Here is a 24,572-nt window from a genome sequence, read left to right as displayed (position 1 = left end):
CGATTCCGCAACGCCATGTATTCATATTAATTTTAGTATTACCCCCCCCTTTCTCTAAGATTTTATTTTGACATTCAGCATGATCATGATGCAATTGATTAGCAAATTAGGTTAACACCCGATTGGCAGGTATACCTTTAGGCTTTTTTCTGACTGGCACTGATACGGGATCATCCTCCAGCCTAAACGTTTTAATGGCTTCATATATTAATACAGGCTGCCCGTTTTCCACTCTTATTCTTATTTCTCCCCAACCAAGTTGCCTGATGAATATAATTAATTGTTTTTCCCGGTGAGACAAATTTTTAGTGTTTCCGGTATCCCGATGCATTATTTAATCCCCCCCACCTGGTTTATAGGTTTATATTGACTGCTATATATATCCCTAAAAACTAGCTTTCAGCTAAAACAAAAGGCCGGTTATCCCTGCTTACTTTTCCTTAAAGCAGAGATAACCGGCCTATCGTTGTTCGATTTAGCCGATTGAATATATTAAAATTTAATAACTTTATATTTGTATACATAATTCATTTGTGAATAATGTAACAAATAATTTTCTCTGTGTCAACCGGTTTTTTTAAATTTATAATTTAATTTTTCGTTAAAATAAGTATTGACATATAATTAATTCCTTGTTACTATGTATAAAAAATAAATTTGGTTTTAAAAGCATCGCCGAATCGAACAACGATAGGCTGGCTATATTTCGTAGCCAGCCTATTATTTTTTTGTCGGGCCCAACTTTAATTTATATGACTCACGGCATGCAAAATTATGGAGAGTTGTTTTGAAAAACATGATGACAAATAGTGCAATGTGTAAAACAAGAAGTGCAGCTTGTAAGTATTATCTAAAAAAATACTTGCAAACAAATGTGGTGACAAGGTAAAATATAAAAAAGAATCATTAAGTATTTTAAAAGTTGGACAATCAAAAATATGAAGGACCCTGATTGTGAAACGTTGGACTATACTTAAAGTGTTTTGGGTTTGCAAAATCTGCTTTTCGGCATGAAACTAGTACGTAATTTTAAAAACTGGTTATTATATATGCAAGGGTGGTGAGTAAAAATGTCAAGTATATCCCATGCAGATAACCATAGTATTAATTTGGGAGCACCAAGTTTTGTGCAGCGGTTTATAAAGTCGTTGGAAGGCTTTTTCAGAACAACATGTACCACACGGCAGGCTCGCATTTGGCACGGCAGATTTTCTTACCCCCTGATACCCAATACATCTATAAGAAACTTTCACAACATGCCCCGTGTAACAACGATCGATGCCGGTGAATGCTACATATGCATATTTGATGAGGTCGGGTACCAGGGAAATTACCAGATAATCGGACCCGGGGAAAAAGCCCAGCTAACCGGTTGTAGCTCAATTGTGGTCAGCAGCCAAAAAATCTCCGTGGCCTCGGTGATGCAAAACTCCAGGCCTCCCGTGGGGTACTGGGAGATGGATGGTCCAACTTACTTAGCGCGCTTTTCTTCCGGTTACCGCTATGCATAATAGTTAATAGTAATCAAATAGGGTTAAAGAGAAAAAATAGATTTAAAAATATAGATAAAAAAACTGCCAACAATTATGCTGGCAGTATAAGTAGCGAGAGGGAACCGGGCTTTGCCCGGTTTCGTTATGCTTGCACCTTTTTGGCTGACTTGGATGCGGTGATACCAAAGCCATCAGCCAGGAAGTAGATTGAGAATCCGTACCACAGGGTATACACCAGGTAGAAGGCCAGCAGTAGGAAAACAGCTACTGTATAGTCCGCGACTTTCTTGGGTTCAATACCATAGTAATTATAAGAGGGTTCCAGCGCTTTTTTCATGACGCTTTGGATAGCAGCGGATTCAGGGAACATTCCCTGCTTATCCAGTGCGCCGCTCATGGCCTTAAGTGAAGTGTACCAGCCATAGGATGCAGTCCGGGCGTCAACACCGTAATTGTTGGCAATCTTATCGCCCTGGTTATTGTACATAGCATCGCTGTCGGTGATGGACGCAGTAAAGATGTTGCCGAGATCGCCTTTAATAGTCACTTCGTTGCCGTTAATATCTACGTTAGCTCCGGTAGGGGTGTAGAGTTTTTCCCACATTTGGGCTTGTGTGCTGTCTGCCGCCACGATAGTCACGTTAACTTCATGGCCAGCCATCTTTTCCGCCTTCACCATTTCTTCACTAATAAAGTAAGCTGAGCCTTTGGAAAGCGAGTTGAACATATCATCGGCATATTCAAGACCATTTCGGCCATCTCCGAAAGAAGGGGACATGATAAAGGCGAATACAGCTACAAAGGATACCAAAAGCACCAATCCCAGGGTGAATGTTTTCTTATTGGTTATCATGAAGTCATTCCCCCTTTCCATTAGATGCCATTGCTGCCTCTTCACGCAGCCTGGGTACGCTCTTAATAAATACTGCTATTACCCAGGCGGCAAATATTCCCACAATGGCAAAGAAGATAACTGCACCAATTTGAGCAATAATACTAGCAGTTTGCGAGCTTATGGAAATATAACCCATTTGCTGTAAGTTGTTGGGCATATCAAACAACCTGTTGACAAAGCCCGCCAGGATGGTGATAGCATAAAAACCGTTAATTGTAGCACCCGATACAACCTTGGTGGTCATGGCACCAACTTGAATGCCCAGCAGGGATCCAACCAACATGCCCATGGCCAGAGTGTAGAACACGTAACCGTATATGGCATATTGGGTAATGGCACCAAAGCCTGCAGTAAAGATAATTTGCAGTATGTCAGTACCCACAGTGGTAAAGGAGGATACGCCCAGACCATATACGAACATGGGGAAGGTTAAAAAGCCGCCGCCTACTCCCATGATAGCTGCCATGAAACCTACGATGGCACCGCAGATGGCCACGAACACACCGGAAATTTTTTTGCCGCCGGGATGAATATCTTCATCAAAGGTAATCATGGGCGGAATCTTGACGGACTGCATCTTTCTTGCTGCACTGGTGAGATCAGTGGATCCTCCTCCGCCGTGGGCATCTACAGAATGCCCGGACTTTCTGGTTCTAAAGAAGTCGTTCAATGCGTAGATGGCTAAAAATCCAAGCATGATTACGTATACTGTATTAATTACAAATCCACTTAGTACAGGGTTTATGGTAAAAAGTGCCCGGTTAAGCATACCGCCGCCGGTAACCCCCAGTAGTGAGCCGCACAAAAATGCTATTGCTAAACCAACGTGGACGTTACCTAATTTTTTGTGCACAACTGTGCCCATTATAGACTTGGCGAAAATATGGAATTGGTCTGTACCTACGGCCATAATTCCCTTAACACCCATGGTCATCAGTGCGGGGGTAATGATAAATCCACCACCGGCGCCGACACATCCCGTGATTAGACCTGCGGCAAGCCCCACCAATATTGAACCATAAAAAATGGTCGGGTTATAGTATGAAGGACCGTAGGCTGACTTGCCCCCAAGCACTTCCGGCAATCCACTTCCGCCTGCGGCATGAGCAATGGCCGGGATAATTACGGGCAGCAGCATTACAAATAGTAGCATGACCCTTTTGCGATCTCTTAATATCGCGTTGGAGTTTGCTATTTCCCACTGGGCATATGATCTTGATGCCTGCATTATGCCCTCGTAGATTTTCCTCATGGGTTCGCCCCCTTTTTTTAGACGATTTGACTGAGCATAAGCTACTGATAATGACATTTTTCTTTATATGCAAAGTTGGTATACTGTGGTATCTACTCCGGGGTCAAGGGGTCCCCGGGGTAATGACAAAAATCTTTATGAATTAAATGCATTAGCCCGGTATTTGATTGACTTGCGTTGGTGAAATATTTCACAAATGTAGTGAAAAAAAATGTTCTTTTTTCTTAAGCTATTCAATTATCACTTCCCTTCCGGGGTTAGTACGTTATTATCCTTGTTCATACCTCCTTTATGTGATAATTTTTTGCTTAATTATCCATGGGTTTTGTGATGTTGGCGTTTGTGAAATAAGTAACTAATAATTTAATCTGCTTAATATTAAGTATATATATGTCACTACATTTGTCAATAGTTATTTGTAAAGTTTTTCACAATCAAAGTAATTATTTTTAGCTTCTTGTCAGGCCGTTTTTATACTGTCTTGCAGTGCCTTATGTAGTAAGATATACTTTTTTTAAGCATGCTAACGATCTTTTATGTTTGAATCGTTGGATAATAGAAACAATTTTCGGAGGGGATATATGGTGCATATTGAGCAGGGTCCAATCAGGCCGCCCAGTGAGGCATCCAGTTTACTTATCAGAGTAACCAGAAACTGTCCCTGGAACAGGTGTGCTTTTTGCAAAACCTACAAGGGCAAGCAGTTTAGCAGGCGTTCGGTTGAGGAAATTAAACGGGACATAGATACACTGGCCACGGTTACTGAGCAGGTAAAGCAAATTTCATGGGATAAGGGATGGAGCGGCAGAGTAAACGGGCAGGTGGTTAGCGAGGCAGGCTCGCGTTACGGCCATTTACATTACCATGTTGCCCAGTGGCTGTATTATGGTGGTAAAAATGTTTTTTTACAGGATGCCAATTCACTAATATTAAAAACCACTGAATTAGTGCATATTATTCAATATGTACGCAATACCTTACCCTCGGTGGAAAGGTTAACTACCTATGCTAGAGCTGATACGGCGTCCAGAAAGAGTACAGATGAATTGCTTGAGCTGAGAGAGGCCGGTCTGGCAAGGATACACATGGGTATGGAATCGGGATCAGATATAGTATTGAAAATGATTCAAAAGGGTACTACTGCCAAACAATTAATTGAAGCGGGTCAAAAGATTAGGGCTGCGGGTATATCCCTATGCTGGTACATTATGCCGGGCTTGGGGGGCAGGGAGTACTCCCGGGAACATGCTCTGGGAACCGCTGCCGTGATTAACCAGGGGAACCCGGATTATATGCGCTTTAGAACACTGTCGGTGATTAAAAATACGCCGCTGCACGAGATGATGCAAAAGGGCGATTTTACGCCACTGGATGAAGATGAAGTAATCGAAGAGCAGCGGCTACTGCTTGCATCGTTGGAAGGGGTAAATACAACGGTGGTTAGTGACCATATATTAAATTTGCTGCAGGAACTGGAGGGTACCCTGCCCGCTGACCGTGACAAGATGCTAGGCATTATTGATCGCTACCTGAACATGACCCTGAAGGAAAAAGCCAATTTTCAGCTGGGCAGGCGGGCCGGTATTTATGCAACTATGAATGATATGCAGGACCAAAACAGGTATTTATATGTGGAAAAGTTACTTTCAAATATAGAGAGCCCTGAGCAGCTAAAGATAGCGCTGGCCAGAATGCGCCGCCAATTTGTATAGTACCGTATGCCGGTGACAAAACCACGATTGAATATCCACGGTGGGAAGGATGATGGCTTTGTCCAACGAAAAGGGACAGGATAGGGAAAATGGGCCTAAAAAGATAGTTATTGGTAAGCTGGCTGTTGACCCTATATTTTTATTAATATTTTTATTCTTTACAGCCTGCTCACTGCTTTTGTTTTTTATATTATGGCTTGCCGGTTGATTTGAAACTGGTACCGGGTGTTGAAAGTTGAAAGGTTGGACAGGGATTATAGGTCAAGATGCAAGTTTTAATTAAAATCAGGATTTAAGTGAAATATTAAAACTTTAAAGTGCAAATAAATTGCATATCATAGACCCCGTTTGGCTAAACTATTTTAGTTACCAAACGGGTTTCTTATTATTAAATCTCTATGCCGCATCGCGGCGAAACTGAGAATGAAAATAGCCAGTAGCCAGCATAATCCATGTTCTTATTAAGGTAAATATAACCGTGTTCAGCTTGTGGTTAAATTATTAGTTGCACCATTGGCGAATTTCTTTGCCTACAAAGATGGGGAGATTTAATGAAATTTAATATGAAATACGGGCGTGGTGATCTTTGCCTGGAGCTGCCTGATGATCATGTGCGAGCCGTTGTTAAACCCTGTTTTCCCCTGGTTAGCGATCCCGGGTCATTAATAGAAGCGGCTTTGCGAAATCCCATAGCTTCGCCGGGACTGGCCGGAGTGATAAAAAACAAACGCCCGGAGAGGGTGGTGATAGTGGTAAACGATCATACTCGACCCACTCCATACCATTATCTTCTGCCGCCTTTACTGAAGGATTTGACAGAAGCCGGGGTTGATCAAAGCACTGTTACCTTTCTTGTGGCTACTGGTGCGCACCGGAGCAATACAAATGATGAACATAACGATTCCCTGGGGGCAGCGGTGCAAGGATACAAAGTCATCAATCACGACTGCCGGGGCAAGCTTGCTCGTCTGGGTATGCTTAGCAACGGGTGCATGCTTGAAGTTAACCCCCTGGTTGCCGGGGCGGATTTAGTTATTTTGACCGGGCTGGTAGCGCCCCACGAGTTGGCAGGTTTTTCAGGGGGGCGTAAATCAATTTTGCCGGGGGTGGCGGGAATTGAGGCCGTGACAGCTAATCATGCCCTGCTTTCTGCCGGGGGGATTGGTGCTGGAAAACTGGATGGCAACCCGGTGCATCGTATTATGATGGAGGCATTGAAAGCTGTGCGGCCGGATTTTATTATCAATGTTGTGGCGGATAGCGAACAAAGACCAGTGCACGTAGTGGCGGGCGATCCCGAAAAGGCCTGGATGGCAGGAGTTGAGCTATGTCGGAAGGCAGTGAAGGTGGGTGGTGAAAAGCTGTCGAAGATTGGCCTGGCAAGTGCTGGTGGGCATCCCCGGGACATTAATTTATATCAGTCCATTAAATCGATGCGTAATGCGTCCAAACTGATTTCCAGCGGTGGAACACTGGTGATTTGTGCTGAGTGCCCCCAGGGGGTCGGCCACAGGGTGCTGGAAAACTGGGCCAACGATGCTAAAACCCCCCGGGATATGACTGACCGGCTGAAAAAAGGATTTGTATTGGGCGGCCATAAGGCCCACCTTTTGGCTGAGCTGGTCGAAAGAATTTCTGTAATATTAATTTCTTCGATGCCCGGGCACTTGGTACGTAAATTTTTCATGACACCAGCTGTGGATTTTAATGATGCGTTAATGCAGGTTATTCACAAATACGGCGATAATTATCAAGCAATAGTTATGCCTGAGGCGGCATTAATAATGCCTGAAAATTAAAATAAACAAATTTCTGCTTGAGTATAAAAAGAGATAATTAATTGTGCCAATTGTTAATTAAGGGGGAACGCATTTTAAAGCGATCCCCCTTAATTATATAACGTAGCTTGATATCTTATAAAGAAGCTAAGATCCGTAGTCTTTTAATCGCAACCTACTGATGATACTGGGTGTTCAATCACAATGTGCCTCATTAGTGCTAACTGTTGTAGATTATTCCTATTAGATATTCATGATTGAGTTTTATTTTATTATCTATTACTGCCCTGGGTGGCGGGATACTGCCAGCAGGTAAATTTCCTGCTCGCCTTTGGCGTTATTCAATTCTTTTTCCGCGCTGACCAAGCGATTTAGTTGTTCTTCGCTTAGACTTGCTGCTTCCATTCCCTTGGTATCGATATTTGCCATTCCAATTTCCTCCTTTGTTTATTTTTACATTGTTATTTAGCCATTTTCTGACCAGTGTTGCTATGCTAGATAATATTTTTACCAGATCGAGTTTTTTTATTAACTTTTTGGATTAATTATTGACCAGGCTGTCCCTTGAAAATATAATATAAATGAGAACGGTTTTCTTTATCAATGACTGGAGGATGTTTATGATGACCCTGGATAAAGTAAGGCGAGGCGACATGATAAAAATTGTGTCTATTGGCAGCGCCGGGATCAAGGAAAACGCTTTGCGCATGGGCATCAATGAGGGGGCAGTTTTAACCTGCGCTGAGGTAATACCCGCCGGTCCGGTAGTGCTGGGCAAGCACAGGCAGGAAATAGCCATTGGCCGAAACCTGGCACGGAGTATCAATGTTGAGTTATTGGCCCGGGTCGGGGAGGCCAGGTCGGTGAATTCCAAACTTTCTGGTGAACCTTGTTAAATATCATTTAATAAAAAACGCCCCGGGTATACCGGGCTTTTTTATTGTCGACCAACTATAAATTTAAGACTTTTAGATAGCCTTGGAGATAGATTTTTATGTGCATGAAGGGCTGTTCCGTGAAATTTATAACTATATGCCAAGGATGGTAAACAAAAGTGAGTAATAAAATAAATAATGATTTTGGACCAGGACAAAGAAAAATAGTATTGGTGGGTAACCCCAATTCCGGCAAGTCAGTTCTATTTCACCGGTTAACCGGTCAATATGTTGATGTATCCAATTTTCCCGGCACAACTATGGAATTTTGCTGTAGCAAGTGGGGGCAAGATTTTTTAGTGGATACTCCCGGGGTATACGGGCTTTCTTACAATACCCCCGAGGAATCGCTGGTGAGGGATGCCGTGTTAACCGCGGATATGGTGATCAATGTAGTGGATGCGGTACATATTGACCGCGATCTTTTTCTTACATGTCAGATTGCTGATATGGGGGTACCAATGCTGGTGGTATTGAATATGGCTGACGAGTTGCTGTCACGCGGACTGGAATTGAACCCTGCAGTCCTGGAGGACCGGTTGGGTGTACCTGTTATACCAACGGTGGCCACCACAGGTGAAGGCATAGATTTGCTCAAGGAACGGATGTCCCACGCCCGGCCCGGGCAAGAGTCCCACCTGGTGAAAAAACTGCTGCCGCAGTATTCCGGTTTACCCCGGGGCGAAGCGCTGATGGTGCTGGAGGGGGACCCGGAAGTAGCTGCCCGTAATAATATGGCACCCGGCGGGGAAAAGGGAAATATTTATGCCGACCGGCGCCGCAGGGCCAACGATATTACCTCAACCGCTCTGCGGGAAAAGACTGCTGATGTGGCATTTGCCACCCGGCTGGGTCACTGGTTGATCCGCCCGGCCACCGGCATACCGGCGCTGTTGCTGGCCCTGTGGCTGTTTTATGAATTGGTGGGGGTGTTTTTTGCCCAGACAGTGGTTGGATATACCGAGGGTGTTTTTATGAACGGCTATTATGAGCCCTGGATACGCTCACTGCTGGTACGGGTCATAGACTTGCAATCTCCGTTGGGGGTGATGCTAGCCGGTCAATTCGGATTGCTAACTATGGCCATTACCTATGTGCTGGGATTGCTATTTCCCCTCGTGTTGGGTTTTTATCTGGTATTATCAACATTGGAGGATTCCGGTTATATGTCCCGGATAGCCATTTTAATGGATCGAGTAATGGGCTGCCTGGGACTAAATGGACAAGCAGTCGTTCCAATGGTGCTGGGTTTTGGTTGTGTAACAATGGCGCTGATTACCACCCGGTTGCTGACTAGCGAGCGGGAAAGGCGCATCGCTACTTTTTTGCTGGCCCTTACGGTGCCCTGTTCAGCCCAACTGGCTTTTGTAGCGGCAATATTGGGTTCTTTAGGCCCAGGGTACATGTTATTATACGGGCTGATTATCTTTAGCCTGATGGCCGGAGTGGGTACAGTACTAAACAGGTTTATGCCTGGAGGTAGTGTGCCGCTGTTGTTGGACCTGCCTCCCATGCGTGTCCCCAGGATTGATAATGTACTACTTAAATCCTGGACCAGAACAGTTAGTTTTATTAAAGAAGCGTTTCCTGTTTTCCTGGGGGGTGCATTCCTGCTGAGCTTATTGAGTATAACAGGTTTGATTGATAAAATTCAAAAACTAATGGAGCCGCTGACAATGGGTTGGCTATATTTGCCCAATGAAACTGCCAGTGCCTTTATTATGGGTTTTATTCGCCGTGACTTTGGTACCGCCGGAATAATGGAAATAACCATGGACCCCCTTCAAACGTTTGTGGCTTTGGTTACCCTAACCATGTTTGTACCATGCATAGCCTCCACACTGGTTATATTCAAGGAACGGGGCTGGCGGGAGGGAACGGTGATCTGGCTGATGATTACCGTACTAGCCTTTGTGGGCGGAGGATTATTATCCCGGCTGTTTAACTTTACGCATGATTTAAACCCCGCCATGACGTTACCGCTTACCGCCCTGGTCATGGTGGCCGCATTATTTATTGTAGTTACCATTTCCCGCCGGCGGCAAACTATTGGATGATCAAATAACCTGTGGTAAAATTACGGTGTGCTTTGCACAGCTGCAGTATGATTATTTTTAAAAAAATATTACCAGGGGAAGAAGATAGCTTGATACGTAAGATTAATGCTTGGACAGTTATTATATTTTTAACACTGACCGGTGCTTTGCCGGCGGTTGCTGCTCCCAATAGTGTACCGCAACCGCTGGCAAAGGCTGCGATATTGATGGACAGTGAAACGGGGCAGATATTATACAAAAAAAACGATGTTCAAAGGATGTACCCGGCCAGTACTACCAAGATTATGACAACCTTACTGGCCCTGGAAAGAGGTTCCTTGGATGATCTGGTTACGGTTAGCAGGCGGGCGGCGGAAATAGGCGGTTCCCGTGTTGGGCTGCAGCCCGGTGAACAGGTGCCGATGAAGCATTTGTTATACATACTTATGCTTAGCTCTGCTAATGATGCAGGTGTTGCCATCGCGGAGCATGTGGGTGGATCGGTAGAGGATTTTGCCAATATAATGAATGACCGGGCCAGGGAATTGGGGGCGCGAAACACCAACTTTGTCAACCCGCATGGTATGCCTGATGAAAATCATTATACTACCGCCCGGGATCTGGCTTTGATTAGCCAAGAGGCCATGCAAAATGCCACCTTTCGCCAGATTGTTCAGACCCTTAATTATAAAGCAGAGCGTAAAAAAAATATGTCAGGGGACTTATTGCAGCAAGTTGAAAGACTGGAGAATATTTACGGACCAGTGCAGGAGGATTTTTATAATCACAATAAACTGTTGGGAAGTGGTTACTACAGCTATAGCGGTGCCAATGGCATTAAAACCGGCTACACAGTAGATGCGGGGCAGTGTATAGTGGCATCGGCCAAACGGGGAAACCGGGAACTGATTGCAGTGGCGCTGAACAGCCAGGGCGTTAACTTGTGGTCTGATGCTGCTATGCTGCTGGATTACGGCTTTGATAATTTTGAACCGGTAGCGCTGGTTAAACCGCGGGAAATGATAACAGATGCTGTAGTAAAGCACGGAGCCAGGAATGCTGTACTAGAAACCGCCAGTTTTTTTTATTACAACTTTTCGGTCAACGAAAAACCGGAGGTTGTTCGGTCTGTCGAACTGTCCGACAATATCAATGCCCCTTTAAACGAAGGAGATAAACTGGGCGAGTTGGTGCTGACAGCCGGTGGCGGTGAAATTGGACGGGTGCCGTTACTGGCTGTGTACCCTGTGGACCGCAATATCTACAGCTATTGGTGGTTTTGGGTTGGGATAGGTCTGGCAGCGACGCTGCTGCTACTTTTTCTGAAGGCGCGCCTTGCAAACAGACGCCGCATAAGGGATCGGATAAGACGCCGGTAATTGGTGCCGGGTGTTGAAAGTTGAAAGTTGAAGATAACTTGCCTATCATTACTTAAACTTGAAAAAGCCCCCGGGTTAACCGGGGGCTTTACTTACGGTAAGGTACGATAAACCGGACCAGTGCAGTAAATTGATAAACCAGCGGCAGGGTAATCAGGCTGCTGAAAATATTAAACAATGTATGTGCGTTGGCCACCTGACGGGGCAGGGTATCCGCGGTGTAAGCTACCAGTGCGGAAAAAGGGTGCAGCAAAGGCAAAAATAATAGTGCGCCCAGCACATTCAACAACACGTGCGCAGTGGCCACCTGCTGGCCTGCCCGGGATCCGCCCAGGCTGGCCAGCACGGCGGTGATGCAAGTTCCTATATTATTGCCCAGCACTATGGCCACTGCAGTGGGTAGTGCGATGAGATGCTGCTGAGAAAGCAGCATGGCTATTCCAGTGGCGGCTGCGCTGCTGTGCAACAGGGCGGATGCTAACGCACCGGTTAGCACGGCCATTACCGGACTGTACTGAAGTGATAAAAGTGCTTCGAAAAACCAAGGCGCTTGTTGTAGCGGGGCCAGTGCATTGGCCATTAATTGTAGACCCGCAAATACCAGCCCAAAACCGCAGAGGGAACGGCCCAACTGTCCTGCCGGCCTGTTGCCTAAAAGCGCCCAAAACACGATACCTAAGGCGGCTGCGGGTGCAGCCAGATGAAACAAATTAAAGGAAAGCAACTGTACAGTTATACAAGTACCTACGTTAGCTCCCAGCAATATCCCTATGGCTTGGGCCAGGTTCATCAGACCGGCGTTGACAAAGCCGATGGTAATTACCGACATAGCGGTGCTGCTCTGTGCCAGTATGGTAAATACCAGTCCAGTCAGGGCGGCCTTTAACGGTGTGGCGGTTAAAGTTGCCAGGGCCTGGCGCATTTTCTCCCTTGACAGGTTCTCCAGCCCTTCTTTCATTATTTGCATACCCCACAGCAGCATAATAAGTCCAGTGATTACTCCAGCGAGGATTAGCAATATCCGTCCTCCTTGAATTGAGCATATACTACTTGTTTATGGTCATGGGAACAGGGATATGACTTAAATCATAATTGTTGACATACGTTCATATTGACAGGGAGGTGCGATATTTTATATACTACTTATATAGAAGAAACTTTTGGTGGTGGTTCAATGCGCGGGGTAATTGGGGAAGTGGAGGAAAAACTGCGCGCCCACGAGTATAAGATGACTCCCAAGCGCGAACATGTTCTTTGCGTGCTGCTGGAAAACAAGGATAAGCACCTTAGTGCCGAAGAAGTGTATAACCTGGTGAAAAAAAAGGTCCCTGATGTTGGATTGGCTACGGTTTATCGCACGTTGGAGCTTTTTTCCAACTTCGATATCATACAAAGCATGGATTTTGGAGACGGTCGCAAACGTTATGAGTTTAGTACGGAAGATAAAGATGGACACAGACATCACCATCTTATTTGTGTAAAATGTGGCAAAATTATAGAGATGAATGAAGATTTACTGGAGGATTTGGAAGAGCGGGTTACCGATACTTATGATTTTACCATTACTGACCATGAGCTGAAAATTTTTGGCAAATGCCGTGAATGTGCACTTAAGATGAAGAAGCCATAACGCCTAAGTGGATCTTGATGATCGCTGTATAGTTAGTTGGTGTCTTCGCGCCTGTGCCACTGAAATTGTTATTTGAATTGCATGCCGCGATGCGGCACAATTATGAATGGAAAACAGCCAGTAGCCGGCGCAAATTTATTTTTCATATAAAGAGGGGTGTAAAACCTGTCTGAGAGGGAATTAAAGATTAAGGAGTTGGAAGCGCAAATCGCCGACTTGAAAAAGAGGTTTCCAGCTCATTCTATTAAGCCTGTTATGGTTGAACGGTTGGAAGAGTTGGAAGAAGAGTTGTGCCGGTTGCAACGTGAAGAATAGCACACCATACCATCGCCTTTTCATACAATGGTAGTAACTTGAGATGAGGCGGTGGTTTTTTATGTCTACAAGGCCGATGGTGGGGCTGGCTTTGGGCGGCGGGGCTATCCGGGGCATGGCTCATATTGGGGTGCTGAAAGTTTTAAAAAAAGCAGGCATACCCATTGACATGGTGGCGGGAACAAGTTCCGGCAGCATTGTGGCTGCTATGTATGCATCGGGATACAGCCCGGAGCATATAGAGGAAATAGCCATGGAATTGCGTTCCCAAAATATTTTTGAACATGGAACCATGCTTTTAAATTTGCTGTTAATAGCAGGGGATATTATATTCCGTATATTGCACCTTCCCTACCCGGTACGCAGTCCGATGGGATTAATGCAGGGTAACAAACTAAAGGCACTGCTTCACAAGTTTTTGGGTCAGAACCGTTTGTTTGGACAAACCGAAATTCCACTGGGTATTACAGCTGTGGATGCCCGGGATGGTACGCTTGTTGTGTTTGTCGAAGGTGATCCCGTTGCTAACCCAGTACAGCCTTTAATAGTTGAATCGCCGAACAGTGCAGCGGGCAGTATATCTGTAGATGTGCGAACAGTGGTTCCACCCGAGGACGTGTTCATCAAAGGCCAGCCGGTGGCTCTGGCTGCACGGGCCAGTTCCGCCGTGCCGGGAATTTTTGAACCAATACGGGTGAATGATCGCCTGCTGGTGGACGGAGGTGTCCGTGAAAATGTGCCCGCTTATATACTGCGCTGCATGGGAGCTGATTTCGTTATTGCCGTGGATGTGGGATACAGCGGTCGTCGTGTGGACGGAATAAGCAATATAATTAAACTTTTAGCTAATAGTTTTGAAATTGTAATTTCCGAAGGGATTAATCTAAAACTGGAACGTTATGCTAATGTAGTGATACGGCCGTTGATTAATGCGGATCCCTGGGATATTAAGCACACCAGGTATTTCATTAAGCAGGGGGAACTGGCGGCGCTTAAAAGTCTGGATGAAATTAAGCGAAAGCTATATAATTAAGTTTACCGATTTAACACATAAAAACCAAGTGATATTATGTCAGGTATTTAGAAGGCCTTTAATTATCTTTGCATGATTATACTAAAAAACTTTGGTGGAGGGATTTTTGTTGACAACCGCATTGAAATTTTTACCCCGGGGATTGGCTACCGGTATTGGCAGTATGCCTTTTGGGGAGCCCGGTCCTGCGTTGCAGCTAATCAAGCAGAATATGCCAAATATTCCCCACTGGCCACAATTGCCCCGGCGGAGTGGGAACGAGGGGTTTGTACACCAGTTTCTTGACCCCCTGGTTAGGATGGGCCTGTTGGAAAAAAGAGGGGATAAAGTGGTGTTTCCGGTGGATAACCGGGACTGGCCCAACCGGTTAACCGAGTTTTATTCTATCTATTTGGCTGCTGAATCTGGGGATGATGAAGCTCTCAAAACATTTGCTTTTCCCCCGGCATCTGCCTCGGGCTTTTATGCTTTTATGGAGGACATGCAGGCTGGTGGCACTGGTACAGCCCGCTATTTGAAAGGTCACCTGGCTGGGCCGCTGACTATTGGATTTCAGCTAAAGGATGAACGGGGCCGGTTGGCTTACTATGAAGACCAGCTGCGGGATGTGCTGGTTAAAACGCTGGCCATGCATGCCCGCTGGCAGGCGGCTGAATTGGCTAAAACAGGCTTGCCGGCGATTATTTTCGTTGACGAGCCCGGGGTGCGGGTGTATGGCAGCAGCAGTTACATCACCGTTACCCGTGAAATGGTAATTAGTGACTTAAAAGCGGTTTTTGCTGGTATACACATAGCCGGCGGACTGGCCGGGGTGCACTCCTGTGACGCCATTGATTGGTCGGTGTTGTACGAAGCTAATCTGGAGATAGTCAATTTGGACGCTTACCAGTTCGGTGAATCACTACTTCCCTACGTGAATGAAATGAACAAATATATGGAGCAAGGCGGTGCAATAGCCTGGGGTATCGTACCCACGCTGGATAAAGCTTTTGATGAAGATTCTGATACGCTGCTGGCCAGGTTGGAAAAACTATGGGCTGAGCTTGAACAGCGTGGCATGGATCGGGCGACACTGCTGCGGCAAAGCCTGATAACCCCGGCCTGCGGCACAGGACTTTTGGAGCCTGCACTGGCGGAGCGGATTTATTTGCTGACCAGGGAGGTTTCAGAGAAAGTTATGGAAATGGCGGCTGCTACATGATAAGGGATAGGTTTGCGAACATGCCGATAAGACATTATCCGGCTTTTGAGGGACGATCCAAATAATTTAGCGGCCAGCAACAGTCACATATTTTAAAGAAGATACAGAAATCCTGCATTAAGTTTGCGGGATTTCTGCCTATATGAACAAATAGAACATAAATTAATAATAGAAAGTGAGGCGGTGGCTATGCTTTTGCCGGATTATCATATACATACTGCCCGCTGCGGGCATGCCACGGGGGAAATGTGGGAATACGTTGAAAAGGCCTTGGAATTAGGTCTGCCGGAAATGGGTTTTGCTGATCACATTCCCATGTATTGGTTGAATGATCGCGACCGGGATCCAGGAATTGCCATGACTTTGGAAAGCCTGGCAGAATATGTGGCGGAAGTGGAACGACTGCGGGTAGCTTATCCTGGTATCCCCATAAGACTGGGCATTGAGGCTGACTACGTGCCCGGCTTTGAGATGGAGCTTCAAAAAATACTGGACCGATATCCGTTTGATTACGTGCTGGGGTCGGTGCATTACATAGATGGATGGGGGTTTGATAACCCGGCTTATTTGGATCAATATAAGTACATAAATATAGACGACTTGTTCTCCCGATACTTCGGTTTGGTATGGCAGGCTGCCCGGAGCGGGCTTTTTCATGTAATGGCCCACCCGGACCTGATTAAAAAATTCGGTTACCGGCCACAGGGTAACCTGCAGGAGGTATATGACAAAACTGCCCGCATATTTGCCGAGGCAGGAGTTGGTGTAGAGATTAATACTGCTGGATTAAGAGTACCCGCAAAGGAAATATACCCGGCAATAGGCCTGCTGCAGGCATGTCGAAATTATGCCGTACCAGTAACCACGGGCTCTGATGCCCATGAGCCCGGGCAGGTGGGGTATGCATTCGATAGTGTTCGGCAACTTTTGCGGGAAGTTGGTTATGCGGATGTGGTATTTCGGTCAGGTAATAAAGTCAACTTTTGGACTTTTTAGCTTAGCTAGAACAATACACCTACATGCGATCGTCTTACGAGTACCATTTTCTCATTAAAATTAATTGTAAATATGGTATAAGATAGTTTATTTACAACCAGAAGCTTACAGCTCTGGTTTAATTTATTTGTGCGGGAAAATTTTCGGCCAGGAGTTAGAAACCTTGAAGGAGATTTTAAAAAGATATAGAATGAATAAGTAGTGGTACAAAGTGGGGTAAAGTGGTTTTTAAATGTAGCACAGTGGGGTGCCCGGCATGTTTTTGGGTGAATACCAGCATACTATAGATGCTAAAGGAAGGCTTATTGTGCCTGCCCGCTTCCGCGAAGGCCTGGGCGATAAATTCATCATTACCAAGGGTTTGGACGGCTGTCTGTTCGCATACCCTCCGCAAGAATGGTCTGCATTGGAACAAAAAATGCGTTCCCTGCCCTTTACTCGAGCTGATGCTCGGGCCTTCGTTAGATTTTTCTTTGCCGGTGCTGCTGAGTGCGAATTGGATAAACAGGGAAGAGTATTAATACCGGCCAACCTCAGAGAGTACGCCGGACTGGAGAAAGAAGTGGTGGTGGTTGGTATATCCAGCCGGGTAGAGGTTTGGGCCAAGGATCGCTGGGAAGAATATAATACAAAATCTGCTTCGTCGGTAGAAGAAATTGCCGAAAAGATTGTAGATTTTGATCTCGGCATTTAAATAAATTAAGGTGATTGATTTGCATACTGAGGATTACAATTTACCTTTCAGGCACATACCCATTATGGTGGGTGAAGTGTTGACAGGATTAAACCCCGGTGCAGCAGGGGTTTTTGTTGACTGCACTGTAGGCGGGGGTGGGCACGCCTGTGCCTTATTGAAGTCCACCGGTTCCGGAGTGCATTTGGTGGGACTGGACCAGGACGCAGATGCACTGGCGGCGGCGGGTGAAAAATTGTCCCCTTTTACAGGGCGGTATATTTTGGTTCGATCAAATTTTAAAGAAATACCACGGGTACTGGAGGAGTTGGGACTGGATACTGTGGATGGTTTTCTGTTTGACCTGGGGGTAAGTTCTTATCAGCTGGACAACCCTGGTCGAGGGTTTAGTTATATGCATGATGCGCCGCTGGATATGCGTATGGATACCGCCGGTCCGGTCACAGCCAGGGATTTGGTGAATGAGTTGTCCGAGCAGGAACTGGCCTCTATTATCAAACGTTATGGAGAAGAACGTTGGGCGTCGAAAATAGCTGCTTATATTATTAAATCCAGAAAACACAATGAGATTTCCACCACCGGGGATTTGGTGGAGATAATCAAAAAAGCCATTCCCGCCCGGGCCCGGCGAGAGGGACCGCACCCAGCCAAGCGTACCTTTCAGGCACTGCGCATTGCGGTAAATAATGAGCTGGATATTCTAACCGGTGCTTTACAGGCGGCCGTGGAACGGCTTAAACCAGGCGGCAGGCTTTGTGTAATTACCTTCCATTCACTGGAGGATCGCATTGCCAAGGAAACGTTTAAAGAACTGGCTCAGCCGTGTAAGTGTCCGCCACAGTTTCCAGTATGTGTATGTGGCCAAAAGCCTCAAATTAAACTAGTAACTAGGCGGCCAATAACCCCATCCAGTGAAGAATTGAATGAAAACCCCCGTGCCCGCAGCGCCAAGCTGCGGGTTGTGGAAAAAATAGGCTCTGTTCTAAACAGCCGGGAGGGTGAATAAGTTTTGATAGTAGCCAGGGAAAAGGCGGAATACTATGGTTTACCGGAGATGCCGGTTCAAAACAAGCATATGCGCAGGCGTCAGGCAGTGCGCGGGCTACTCAGAAAGGAGCGGCTGTCCTTAACGGGATTGGTGTTGCTTTGTTTTTGCTGTTGTGCAATTATTGCCTTTTATTATGCCCAGGTGCTGATCACTGGTTACCAAATTAGTACGGCGGAAAAGGAACTAACCCGGCTGCGTGTTGAGAGCCATGATTTATATGCAAAGGTTAATCAATTGACCAGTTTGGAGAATATTGAGGCCATAGCGGTGCACAAGCTGGGCATGGTTAAACCACAAAATGATCGTATTGTGGTTATACAGCAAGTAAATCCGGTGCAGCAGCAAACGGATATTGCCATCAATGACGACGATGCCGGAAAAACACTAGCTGTTATCCCGGATCGCCCTGAGGAAAAACAGCGGGAACAAAATTGGCTTATTAGAACTTTTGCCGATATGGTTGGCAGGTTGGGGGCCAGTATCCAAACTGGTTAAGTTACGCTAAATTGGGGGTCTAGCTAATGTACGGAACCAATATGCGTATGCGCAAAAGGTTGACCTGGGTGTTTCTTATAGCCAGTGTATTGTTTTTGGTATTGATGAGCAGGCTGGCTTGGGTGCAATTTGTCCACGGGCACGAATTGCAAAAAAAGGCGTTGGAAGTGCGTACGAGGGATATCCCGGTGGAAGCCAAGCGGGGTACTATTATGGATCGCAATGGCAATGAATTGGTAACTAGTATTAGCGTGGATTCCATCTATGCCACGCCCGGTCAGGTGAAGAATCCACAGGAAACTGCTGAAAAGCTGGCTCCCCTATTGGGTATGGATGTAGATAAGCTGTACACTAGCTTGTCTAAAAAGTCCGCCTTTGAATGGATAAAGCGAAAAGTGGATAATGAGATATCCCAAAAAGTCAGAGAGCTGAATCTCCCGGGCATTGGTTTTGTGGAAGAGAGCAAGCGTTATTACATGCATCCTTCTTTGGCACCTCACGTATTGGGGTTTACCGGTACGGACAATCAAGGGCTAATTGGCATAGAAAAAAGCTATGATGCTCAATTGCGTGGTCAGCCAGGACGTATTGTTACCGAGTATGATGCTGCTGGACGTAAAGTGCCGGAAGCCATTCACCAATACATACCTCCCAAGCCCGGATATGATCTTGTGCTGACCATTGATGAAACCATCCAATATTTTGTGGAGAGAGAGCTGGACAAGGTGGTGGCCCAGTATAATCCCAAGCTGGCCATGGTCATTGTTATGGATCCGGAAACGGGTGGTATTTTGGCCATGGGTAACCGGCCCACCTTTAATCCTAATCAATGGACCGAGGAACCTCGGGAAGTCTGGGATAAGAACCCCGCTATATGGTATAACTACGAACCCGGCTCAACATTTAAAATTGTAACGGCCGCTTCAGCCCTGGAGGAGGGAACAGTGCATGTTGGGGATAGCTTCTATGACCCGGGGTTTATTAAGGTTGCCGATCGCAATATACGCTGCTGGAAGGCAGGTGGTCACGGCACCCAGACTTTTGCCGAGGTGGTGCAAAATTCCTGTAATCCGGGTTTTATAGAAGTGGGTCTTGACTTGGGTAAGGATAACTTTTACAAATATATCAAGGCCTTTGGTTTCGGGTCACCCCTGGGTATCAACTTGCCTGGCGAGGCAAGTGGGATAACCATTTCGCAAAAAAAAGCCACTAATCTTAATATAGCCACCATGTCCATCGGGCAATCCATTGCAGTAACACCAATTCAGTTAATTTCTGCTGCTGCGACGGTGGCCAATGACGGAATGCTGATGAAACCGCAACTAGTCAAGGAATTACGGTATAACGGTAAAACTGTAGATAAAATTGAACCTGAAAAAGTACGACAGGTCGTTTCAAAGGAGACCTCGCTCCAGTTACGGAGTCTGCTGGAAAGCGTGGTGGCCGAAGGCACAGGTAGCAATGCCTTTGTGGAGGGCTACCGGGTAGGTGGTAAAACCGGCACTGCCCAGGTGGTGGGTGAAAAAGGTGGTTATGTGAGCGGGCGGTATGTGGCATCCTTTGCCGGTATGGCACCCGTTGATGACCCCAAAATGGTTATGCTGGTAGTAATCGCTGAGCCCCAGGGCGGCTCGTATTATGGTGGGGTGGTGGCGGCCCCTGTATTTCAAGCTATTGCACGGGATACTTTGCGCTATATGGGGCTTCCCGAAATACCCGGTCAGAAAAAGCCCAAGCAACCCTGGGAAGTTGAGACTCCCATTGCTGATGTTACAGTGCCCAATGTGGTTAACTATCCTACTGATGAGGCCATTAAGGCTCTTAAAGCCGCTGGTCTGCAATGCCAGACCAGCGGGGAGGGCAACATTGTACACGAGCAGACCCCCGGTGCCGGGGCCCGGGTTAAAAACGGCACCAGCGTGATATTAAAGCTGCAGCCCGCCAAGCAAAATGGTAAGGATGGAGAATTGGTTACAGTACCCAGTTTGCAAGGTTTGACTATTAAGGAGGCGGGAAATTTACTGGAGGAGATCGGTTTGCGCCTGGTGCCTGAAGGCAGTGGTCTAGCTGTGGAGCAAAGCGTTAAGCCGGGCACCAAGGTAACCGGTGGAACATCCGTGAAGGTTAAATTTACGCCGCCCGGTCAGGATGACGATAATCAAACGCCATCCGGGGGATCTAGCGCTGCCGAGGAAAAAAACAATATAATCAATCCGTATGGAGGTTAATATTAAATTTATCTAAAACATCTATAATTTTGAGTCATAACCCAGTCATGAAGATGGATTTTCAATTATAATAGGTCCCTTGAATGGCTGATACTTGACCAACTAATATATAAATTATCCGCCGGGCGGTTGCTTAACCGTCCCGGCGGAAGTGTTTTCGGGCATTATTAGGATAAATATTCTAATAATGGAAATAATCAATAATAAACTAAGGGGGATTATGGGTGTTATTATCAAACCTGTTGGCGGGACTGCCGTTGTTTGACGTATCGCTGCTTAAGGACCTGCAGGTGCGGGGCGTAGCCTATGATTCACGGCAGGTGGAGCGGGATTTTATATTTATTGCCGTCAAGGGTTTTAAAACAGACGGCCACCTATATGTGCCCAGTGCCGTGAAGCGGGGCGCCTGCGCTGTGGTGCTGCAAGAAAAGGTACCTGTTCCCGGTGGAGTATCTTGGGCGCTGGCGGTGGACACCCGTAAAATCTTAGCCCAGATAGCGGCCCGTTACTATAAATATCCAGCCAGGAAAATGAAAATGGTGGGGGTGACGGGTACTAATGGTAAGACCACTACTACCAACCTGATTAATGCCATCTATCGCGAGCACGGTTTGAAAACAGGTTTAATCGGCACCATACATAATTGCATCGGGGATCGTGTATTGCCGGTGGCACATACCACCCCGGAATCAGCTGACCTGCAACGGCTGCTGGCGGAAATGGCCGGTGAGGGGGTGAACGCTGTGACTATGGAGGTCAGTTCCCACGCGCTGGTACTTCACCGGGTGGGGGAATGTGCATTTGACATTGCGGTGTTTACCAACCTGACCCAGGACCATCTGGATTTTCACGGGGATATGCAGCAGTATTTGGAAGCTAAAGCTTTGTTGTTTGCCGGGCTAGGGCAGGATGATCATAAACCAGGTCGTAAGTGTGCCGTGGTTAACGCGGACGACCCGGCCGCAGAGCGCATTATCAAAGCCTGCCGGGTACCTGTGATCACTTACGGGTTGTATAGTGACGCTGACATTAAGGCACGAGATGTGCTGGTTACGGCCAGGGGAGTAGCATTTCAAACACTGGCTGGTGGCGAGAAGGTTAACTTGCAACTGCGTTTAACCGGTAAGTTTAATGTATATAACGCCCTGGCGGCGGTGGCTGCCGGGGTTGCGGACAATATACCGCTGTCCACTATAAAAGGTGCGCTGGAGCGGGTGTCCGGAGTGCCAGGCCGCTTTGAACTGGTAGACCGGGGGCAGCCATTTGCCGTGGTGGTGGATTACGCGCATACTCCGGATGGTTTGGAAAACGTGCTATCCACCGCTCGGGAAATCACTGCGGGGAGGTTGATAACAGTTTTCGGCTGTGGGGGAGACCGGGACCGGGCCAAGCGCCCCTTGATGGGCAAAATTGCCGCTGGAATGAGTGACCTGGCGGTGGTAACCTCTGACAACCCTCGCTCCGAGGATCCAATGGCTATTATTAAAGATATACTGGCCGGTGTTCGCCAGGTGGATGGTGCCCGCTATACGGTTGTCCCCGACCGTCGGGAAGCTATCAGGCAAGCTATTCGCGATGCCGCCTCCGGCGATGTGGTACTCATTGCGGGCAAAGGCCATGAAGATTACCAAATAATTGGCAACCAGCGTTTGCACTTCGATGATCGTGAAGAAGCCTTTAATGCTTTGGGGTCAGGCTTAAACTTTATTAAACTTACTTAATAATGTTTAGAGGTCAAGTTTAAACTGCTAAACTAACTTAAAAAAATCAACCAAATTAAATATACTAATTTAACTACTTAAATCTTTATATACTAAGTTTTTGTGTCATCATCTAAATATGAGCTGTTTTTATATACAACACATATTGAAAAAATTAAATAAGTTCAAGGTTTTTTGCGGGAATAAAACAGGGTGCATCTTTATGTTTATGATGGAGATAGAAAACCTTGATCTGGGGGTGCATATCGGTAATTGGCCTCATGTGTTTAGCGATGTTGATTCCGGTTTTTGCTTAAGGAGGTATTCTTTAAGGTGAAGACTATGACAGTAGGTGAGGTGTACCGGGCCATTGGCGGTAGATTGCTACAGGGCGATGAGAATATGACGGTATCCCGGGTTTGCACCGACACTAGGCAAATTGCCCCCGGGGATTTATTTTTTGCTCTACGGGGAGAAAATTTTGATGCACATGATTTTGTAGACCAGGCCATAGCCGGTGGGGCCGGTGCGCTGGTAGTAAGCCGGGACGTAGATGTGCAGCCCCGGGTGCCCTTAATCAGGGTTGGGGATACACTGGCGGGGTTGCAGGCCCTGGCGGCATATCACCGCCGGCAGTTCGCCGTGCCTGTAGTAGGCATCACGGGAAGCAGTGGCAAAACCACCATCAAGGATATGGTGGCTTCAGTGCTGCAAACCCGTTGGTCGGTTCTAAAAACCAGGGGCAATTTTAATAATGAAATTGGCCTGCCCCTGACGTTACTTGAATTCTCGCCGGATCACGGGGCTGCAGTTGTGGAGATGGCTATGCGGGGCCCCGGGGAAATCAATGCCCTGTGTCAGATAGCACGGCCAACTTGCGCCGTCATAACCAATATCGGTACTGCTCATTTGGAGAGATTGGGTTCTCTTGAAAACATCGCCCGGGCCAAGGGGGAACTGCTGGAGCATATTTCGGCGGATGGGTTCGCTCTGTTGCCCGGAGACAGCCACCTGGCAAGAGAGCAGGCGCGGCGCTGCCATGGCCAGGTTTTGTTCTTTGGCCTGGAACCAGGCATGGATATTTATGCCCGAGAGGTGCGCCGGGAAGGGTCCGGTAATCGCTTTACTGCGGTAATGGGTGATACCCTTCATGAGATATACCTGCCTTTACCGGGAAAACACAATGTGCAAAATGCCCTGGCGGCCTTTGGTGTAGGCATTATGTTGGGTCTTACCCCTGAACAGGCGGCTGCTGGGTTGTCTCTGGTAACTCTTTCTGGGATGCGTTTGGATATTGTGGATGCGACGATCAATGGTAAAACGATAACTATAGTAAATGATGTGTACAACGCTAATCCTGATTCTGCTTGTGCCGCCTTGCAGTCCTTAGAGGAAATTGCTGCGGGTACCAGGCGGTCAGTGGCGGTGCTGGGTGATATGCTGGAACTGGGCAGCGGAGCGGTAGAAGGACACCGGCGAGTAGGTGCTGCGGCGGTGCGGCATCACGTGGCGCAGTTGGTCACAGTGGGGAAACTTTCCTTGGAGACGGCTCATGGAGCGCAGATGGAAGGCGGTGTACCGGATGGTATAATGTGCTGTCAAAACAAGGATGAGGCACTGGATATGCTGTGGGACGTATTGAAGCCTGGTGACGTGGTTTTGGTCAAAGGTTCCCGCAGCATGCGTATGGAGGAAATTATCAAAGGTTTGTTGAAAGACTAATTGGTATTTGGGAGAGAAGAATTAATCAGG

The 24,572-nt window shown here is 46.8% G+C and carries 21 protein-coding genes; 16 read left to right on the top strand and 5 right to left on the bottom strand.

Going from position 1 to position 24,572, the window contains the following annotated elements; genetic code table 11:
- Window positions 1-106: 106 nt before the first annotated feature.
- Complete coding sequence (locus DESGI_RS17490; RefSeq protein ID WP_006520396.1) at window positions 107-331, bottom strand: hypothetical protein; 225 nt, start codon at window positions 329-331, stop codon at window positions 107-109.
- 739 nt (window positions 332-1,070) lie between these two features.
- On the opposite strand from DESGI_RS17490, the gene DESGI_RS17485 reads away from it, so the two are divergent.
- Window positions 1,071-1,511 carry a hypothetical protein gene (locus DESGI_RS17485; protein ID WP_006520395.1) on the top strand — a complete coding sequence of 147 codons (441 nt, stop codon included), beginning with the start codon at window positions 1,071-1,073 and terminating at the stop codon, window positions 1,509-1,511.
- A gap of 124 nt (window positions 1,512-1,635) precedes the next feature.
- Here DESGI_RS17485 and DESGI_RS17480 read toward each other — a convergent pair whose 3' ends face one another.
- Window positions 1,636-2,346 carry a hypothetical protein gene (locus tag DESGI_RS17480; RefSeq protein WP_006520394.1) on the bottom strand — a complete coding sequence of 237 codons (711 nt, stop codon included), beginning with the start codon at window positions 2,344-2,346 and terminating at the stop codon, window positions 1,636-1,638.
- Between the two features lie 4 nt (window positions 2,347-2,350).
- On the bottom strand, window positions 2,351-3,640 hold the full coding sequence (locus DESGI_RS17475) for a sulfite exporter TauE/SafE family protein (RefSeq protein WP_006520393.1): 1,290 nt from the start codon (window positions 3,638-3,640) through the stop codon (window positions 2,351-2,353).
- A gap of 581 nt (window positions 3,641-4,221) precedes the next feature.
- Between DESGI_RS17475 and DESGI_RS17470 the strand changes: the two genes are divergently transcribed.
- Window positions 4,222-5,352, top strand: coding sequence for a radical SAM protein (locus DESGI_RS17470; RefSeq protein WP_006520392.1), 1,131 nt, complete (start codon window positions 4,222-4,224; stop codon window positions 5,350-5,352).
- A 551-nt stretch (window positions 5,353-5,903) separates the two neighbouring features.
- Window positions 5,904-7,151 (top strand): nickel-dependent lactate racemase family protein, encoded by a 1,248-nt coding sequence (locus DESGI_RS17465; RefSeq protein ID WP_006520390.1) that lies wholly within the window; start codon window positions 5,904-5,906, stop codon window positions 7,149-7,151.
- 258 nt (window positions 7,152-7,409) lie between these two features.
- Here the strand turns inward: DESGI_RS17465 and DESGI_RS25225 are convergent, their stop codons facing one another.
- The gene (locus tag DESGI_RS25225; protein ID WP_006520389.1) at window positions 7,410-7,559 is read right to left on the bottom strand and encodes a hypothetical protein; all 150 of its coding nucleotides are present in this window, start codon (window positions 7,557-7,559) and stop codon (window positions 7,410-7,412) included.
- A gap of 191 nt (window positions 7,560-7,750) precedes the next feature.
- Between DESGI_RS25225 and DESGI_RS17460 the strand changes: the two genes are divergently transcribed.
- The 3 genes from DESGI_RS17460 (at window position 7,751) to DESGI_RS17450 (ending at window position 11,480) form a co-directional block, all read left to right on the top strand.
- The gene (locus tag DESGI_RS17460; RefSeq protein WP_006520388.1) at window positions 7,751-8,026 is read left to right on the top strand and encodes a FeoA family protein; all 276 of its coding nucleotides are present in this window, start codon (window positions 7,751-7,753) and stop codon (window positions 8,024-8,026) included.
- 158 nt (window positions 8,027-8,184) lie between these two features.
- Window positions 8,185-10,122 (top strand): ferrous iron transport protein B, encoded by a 1,938-nt coding sequence (feoB, locus tag DESGI_RS17455; protein ID WP_006520387.1) that lies wholly within the window; start codon window positions 8,185-8,187, stop codon window positions 10,120-10,122.
- An 89-nt stretch (window positions 10,123-10,211) separates the two neighbouring features.
- Entirely contained in the window at window positions 10,212-11,480 is a 1,269-nt protein-coding gene (locus DESGI_RS17450) for a D-alanyl-D-alanine carboxypeptidase family protein (protein ID WP_006520386.1), read from the top strand.
- A gap of 88 nt (window positions 11,481-11,568) precedes the next feature.
- On the opposite strand, the gene DESGI_RS17445 is transcribed toward DESGI_RS17450, so the two are convergent.
- Entirely contained in the window at window positions 11,569-12,498 is a 930-nt protein-coding gene (locus DESGI_RS17445; protein WP_006520385.1) for a Na/Pi cotransporter family protein, read from the bottom strand.
- A 156-nt stretch (window positions 12,499-12,654) separates the two neighbouring features.
- Between DESGI_RS17445 and DESGI_RS17440 the strand changes: the two genes are divergently transcribed.
- The 10 genes from DESGI_RS17440 (at window position 12,655) to DESGI_RS17395 (ending at window position 24,542) form a co-directional block, all read left to right on the top strand.
- Entirely contained in the window at window positions 12,655-13,110 is a 456-nt protein-coding gene (locus tag DESGI_RS17440; RefSeq protein WP_006520384.1) for a Fur family transcriptional regulator, read from the top strand.
- A gap of 376 nt (window positions 13,111-13,486) precedes the next feature.
- Complete coding sequence (locus DESGI_RS17435; protein WP_006520383.1) at window positions 13,487-14,458, top strand: patatin-like phospholipase family protein; 972 nt, start codon at window positions 13,487-13,489, stop codon at window positions 14,456-14,458.
- Between the two features lie 109 nt (window positions 14,459-14,567).
- The gene (locus tag DESGI_RS17430) at window positions 14,568-15,659 is read left to right on the top strand and encodes a uroporphyrinogen decarboxylase/cobalamine-independent methonine synthase family protein (RefSeq protein WP_245561115.1); all 1,092 of its coding nucleotides are present in this window, start codon (window positions 14,568-14,570) and stop codon (window positions 15,657-15,659) included.
- Between the two features lie 189 nt (window positions 15,660-15,848).
- The gene (locus DESGI_RS17425) at window positions 15,849-16,655 is read left to right on the top strand and encodes a histidinol-phosphatase HisJ family protein (RefSeq protein WP_006520381.1); all 807 of its coding nucleotides are present in this window, start codon (window positions 15,849-15,851) and stop codon (window positions 16,653-16,655) included.
- A gap of 256 nt (window positions 16,656-16,911) precedes the next feature.
- Window positions 16,912-17,349: a division/cell wall cluster transcriptional repressor MraZ gene (mraZ, locus tag DESGI_RS17420; protein WP_006520380.1), complete on the top strand. Its 438-nt coding sequence runs from the start codon at window positions 16,912-16,914 to the stop codon at window positions 17,347-17,349.
- A 19-nt stretch (window positions 17,350-17,368) separates the two neighbouring features.
- Entirely contained in the window at window positions 17,369-18,355 is a 987-nt protein-coding gene (rsmH, locus tag DESGI_RS17415) for a 16S rRNA (cytosine(1402)-N(4))-methyltransferase RsmH (RefSeq protein ID WP_006520379.1), read from the top strand.
- A gap of 3 nt (window positions 18,356-18,358) precedes the next feature.
- Window positions 18,359-18,892, top strand: a complete 534-nt coding sequence (locus tag DESGI_RS17410) for an FtsB/FtsL family cell division protein (RefSeq protein ID WP_006520378.1) — start codon at window positions 18,359-18,361, stop codon at window positions 18,890-18,892.
- 26 nt (window positions 18,893-18,918) lie between these two features.
- The gene (locus DESGI_RS17405) at window positions 18,919-21,120 is read left to right on the top strand and encodes a stage V sporulation protein D (RefSeq protein ID WP_006520377.1); all 2,202 of its coding nucleotides are present in this window, start codon (window positions 18,919-18,921) and stop codon (window positions 21,118-21,120) included.
- Window positions 21,121-21,344: 224 nt separating this feature from the next.
- Window positions 21,345-22,841 (top strand): UDP-N-acetylmuramoyl-L-alanyl-D-glutamate--2,6-diaminopimelate ligase, encoded by a 1,497-nt coding sequence (locus DESGI_RS17400; RefSeq protein ID WP_006520376.1) that lies wholly within the window; start codon window positions 21,345-21,347, stop codon window positions 22,839-22,841.
- 321 nt (window positions 22,842-23,162) lie between these two features.
- The gene (locus DESGI_RS17395; protein WP_157872968.1) at window positions 23,163-24,542 is read left to right on the top strand and encodes a UDP-N-acetylmuramoyl-tripeptide--D-alanyl-D-alanine ligase; all 1,380 of its coding nucleotides are present in this window, start codon (window positions 23,163-23,165) and stop codon (window positions 24,540-24,542) included.
- Window positions 24,543-24,572 lie beyond the last annotated feature (30 nt).

Source organism: Desulfoscipio gibsoniae DSM 7213 (assembly GCF_000233715.2).
Lineage (GTDB): Bacteria > Bacillota > Desulfotomaculia > Desulfotomaculales > Desulfallaceae > Sporotomaculum > Sporotomaculum gibsoniae.
Note: the sequence above shows the minus strand (reverse complement) of the source record. Positions and strands in the feature narration are given on the sequence as shown.

Bases quoted from the DNA above. Each gene is read 5' to 3' on its own strand.
- DESGI_RS17490 (WP_006520396.1), bottom strand. From the start codon at position 331: ATGCATCGGGATACCGGAAACACTAAAAATTTGTCTCACCGGGAAAAA.
- DESGI_RS17485 (WP_006520395.1), top strand. From the start codon at position 1,071: ATGTCAAGTATATCCCATGCAGATAACCATAGTATTAATTTGGGAGCA.
- DESGI_RS17480 (WP_006520394.1), bottom strand. From the start codon at position 2,346: ATGATAACCAATAAGAAAACATTCACCCTGGGATTGGTGCTTTTGGTA.
- DESGI_RS17475 (WP_006520393.1), bottom strand. From the start codon at position 3,640: ATGAGGAAAATCTACGAGGGCATAATGCAGGCATCAAGATCATATGCC.
- DESGI_RS17470 (WP_006520392.1), top strand. From the start codon at position 4,222: ATGGTGCATATTGAGCAGGGTCCAATCAGGCCGCCCAGTGAGGCATCC.
- DESGI_RS17465 (WP_006520390.1), top strand. From the start codon at position 5,904: ATGAAATTTAATATGAAATACGGGCGTGGTGATCTTTGCCTGGAGCTG.
- DESGI_RS25225 (WP_006520389.1), bottom strand. From the start codon at position 7,559: ATGGCAAATATCGATACCAAGGGAATGGAAGCAGCAAGTCTAAGCGAA.
- DESGI_RS17460 (WP_006520388.1), top strand. From the start codon at position 7,751: ATGATGACCCTGGATAAAGTAAGGCGAGGCGACATGATAAAAATTGTG.
- DESGI_RS17440 (WP_006520384.1), top strand. From the start codon at position 12,655: ATGCGCGGGGTAATTGGGGAAGTGGAGGAAAAACTGCGCGCCCACGAG.
- DESGI_RS17435 (WP_006520383.1), top strand. From the start codon at position 13,487: ATGTCTACAAGGCCGATGGTGGGGCTGGCTTTGGGCGGCGGGGCTATC.
- DESGI_RS17425 (WP_006520381.1), top strand. From the start codon at position 15,849: ATGCTTTTGCCGGATTATCATATACATACTGCCCGCTGCGGGCATGCC.
- mraZ (WP_006520380.1), top strand. From the start codon at position 16,912: ATGTTTTTGGGTGAATACCAGCATACTATAGATGCTAAAGGAAGGCTT.
- DESGI_RS17405 (WP_006520377.1), top strand. From the start codon at position 18,919: ATGTACGGAACCAATATGCGTATGCGCAAAAGGTTGACCTGGGTGTTT.
- DESGI_RS17395 (WP_157872968.1), top strand. From the start codon at position 23,163: ATGACAGTAGGTGAGGTGTACCGGGCCATTGGCGGTAGATTGCTACAG.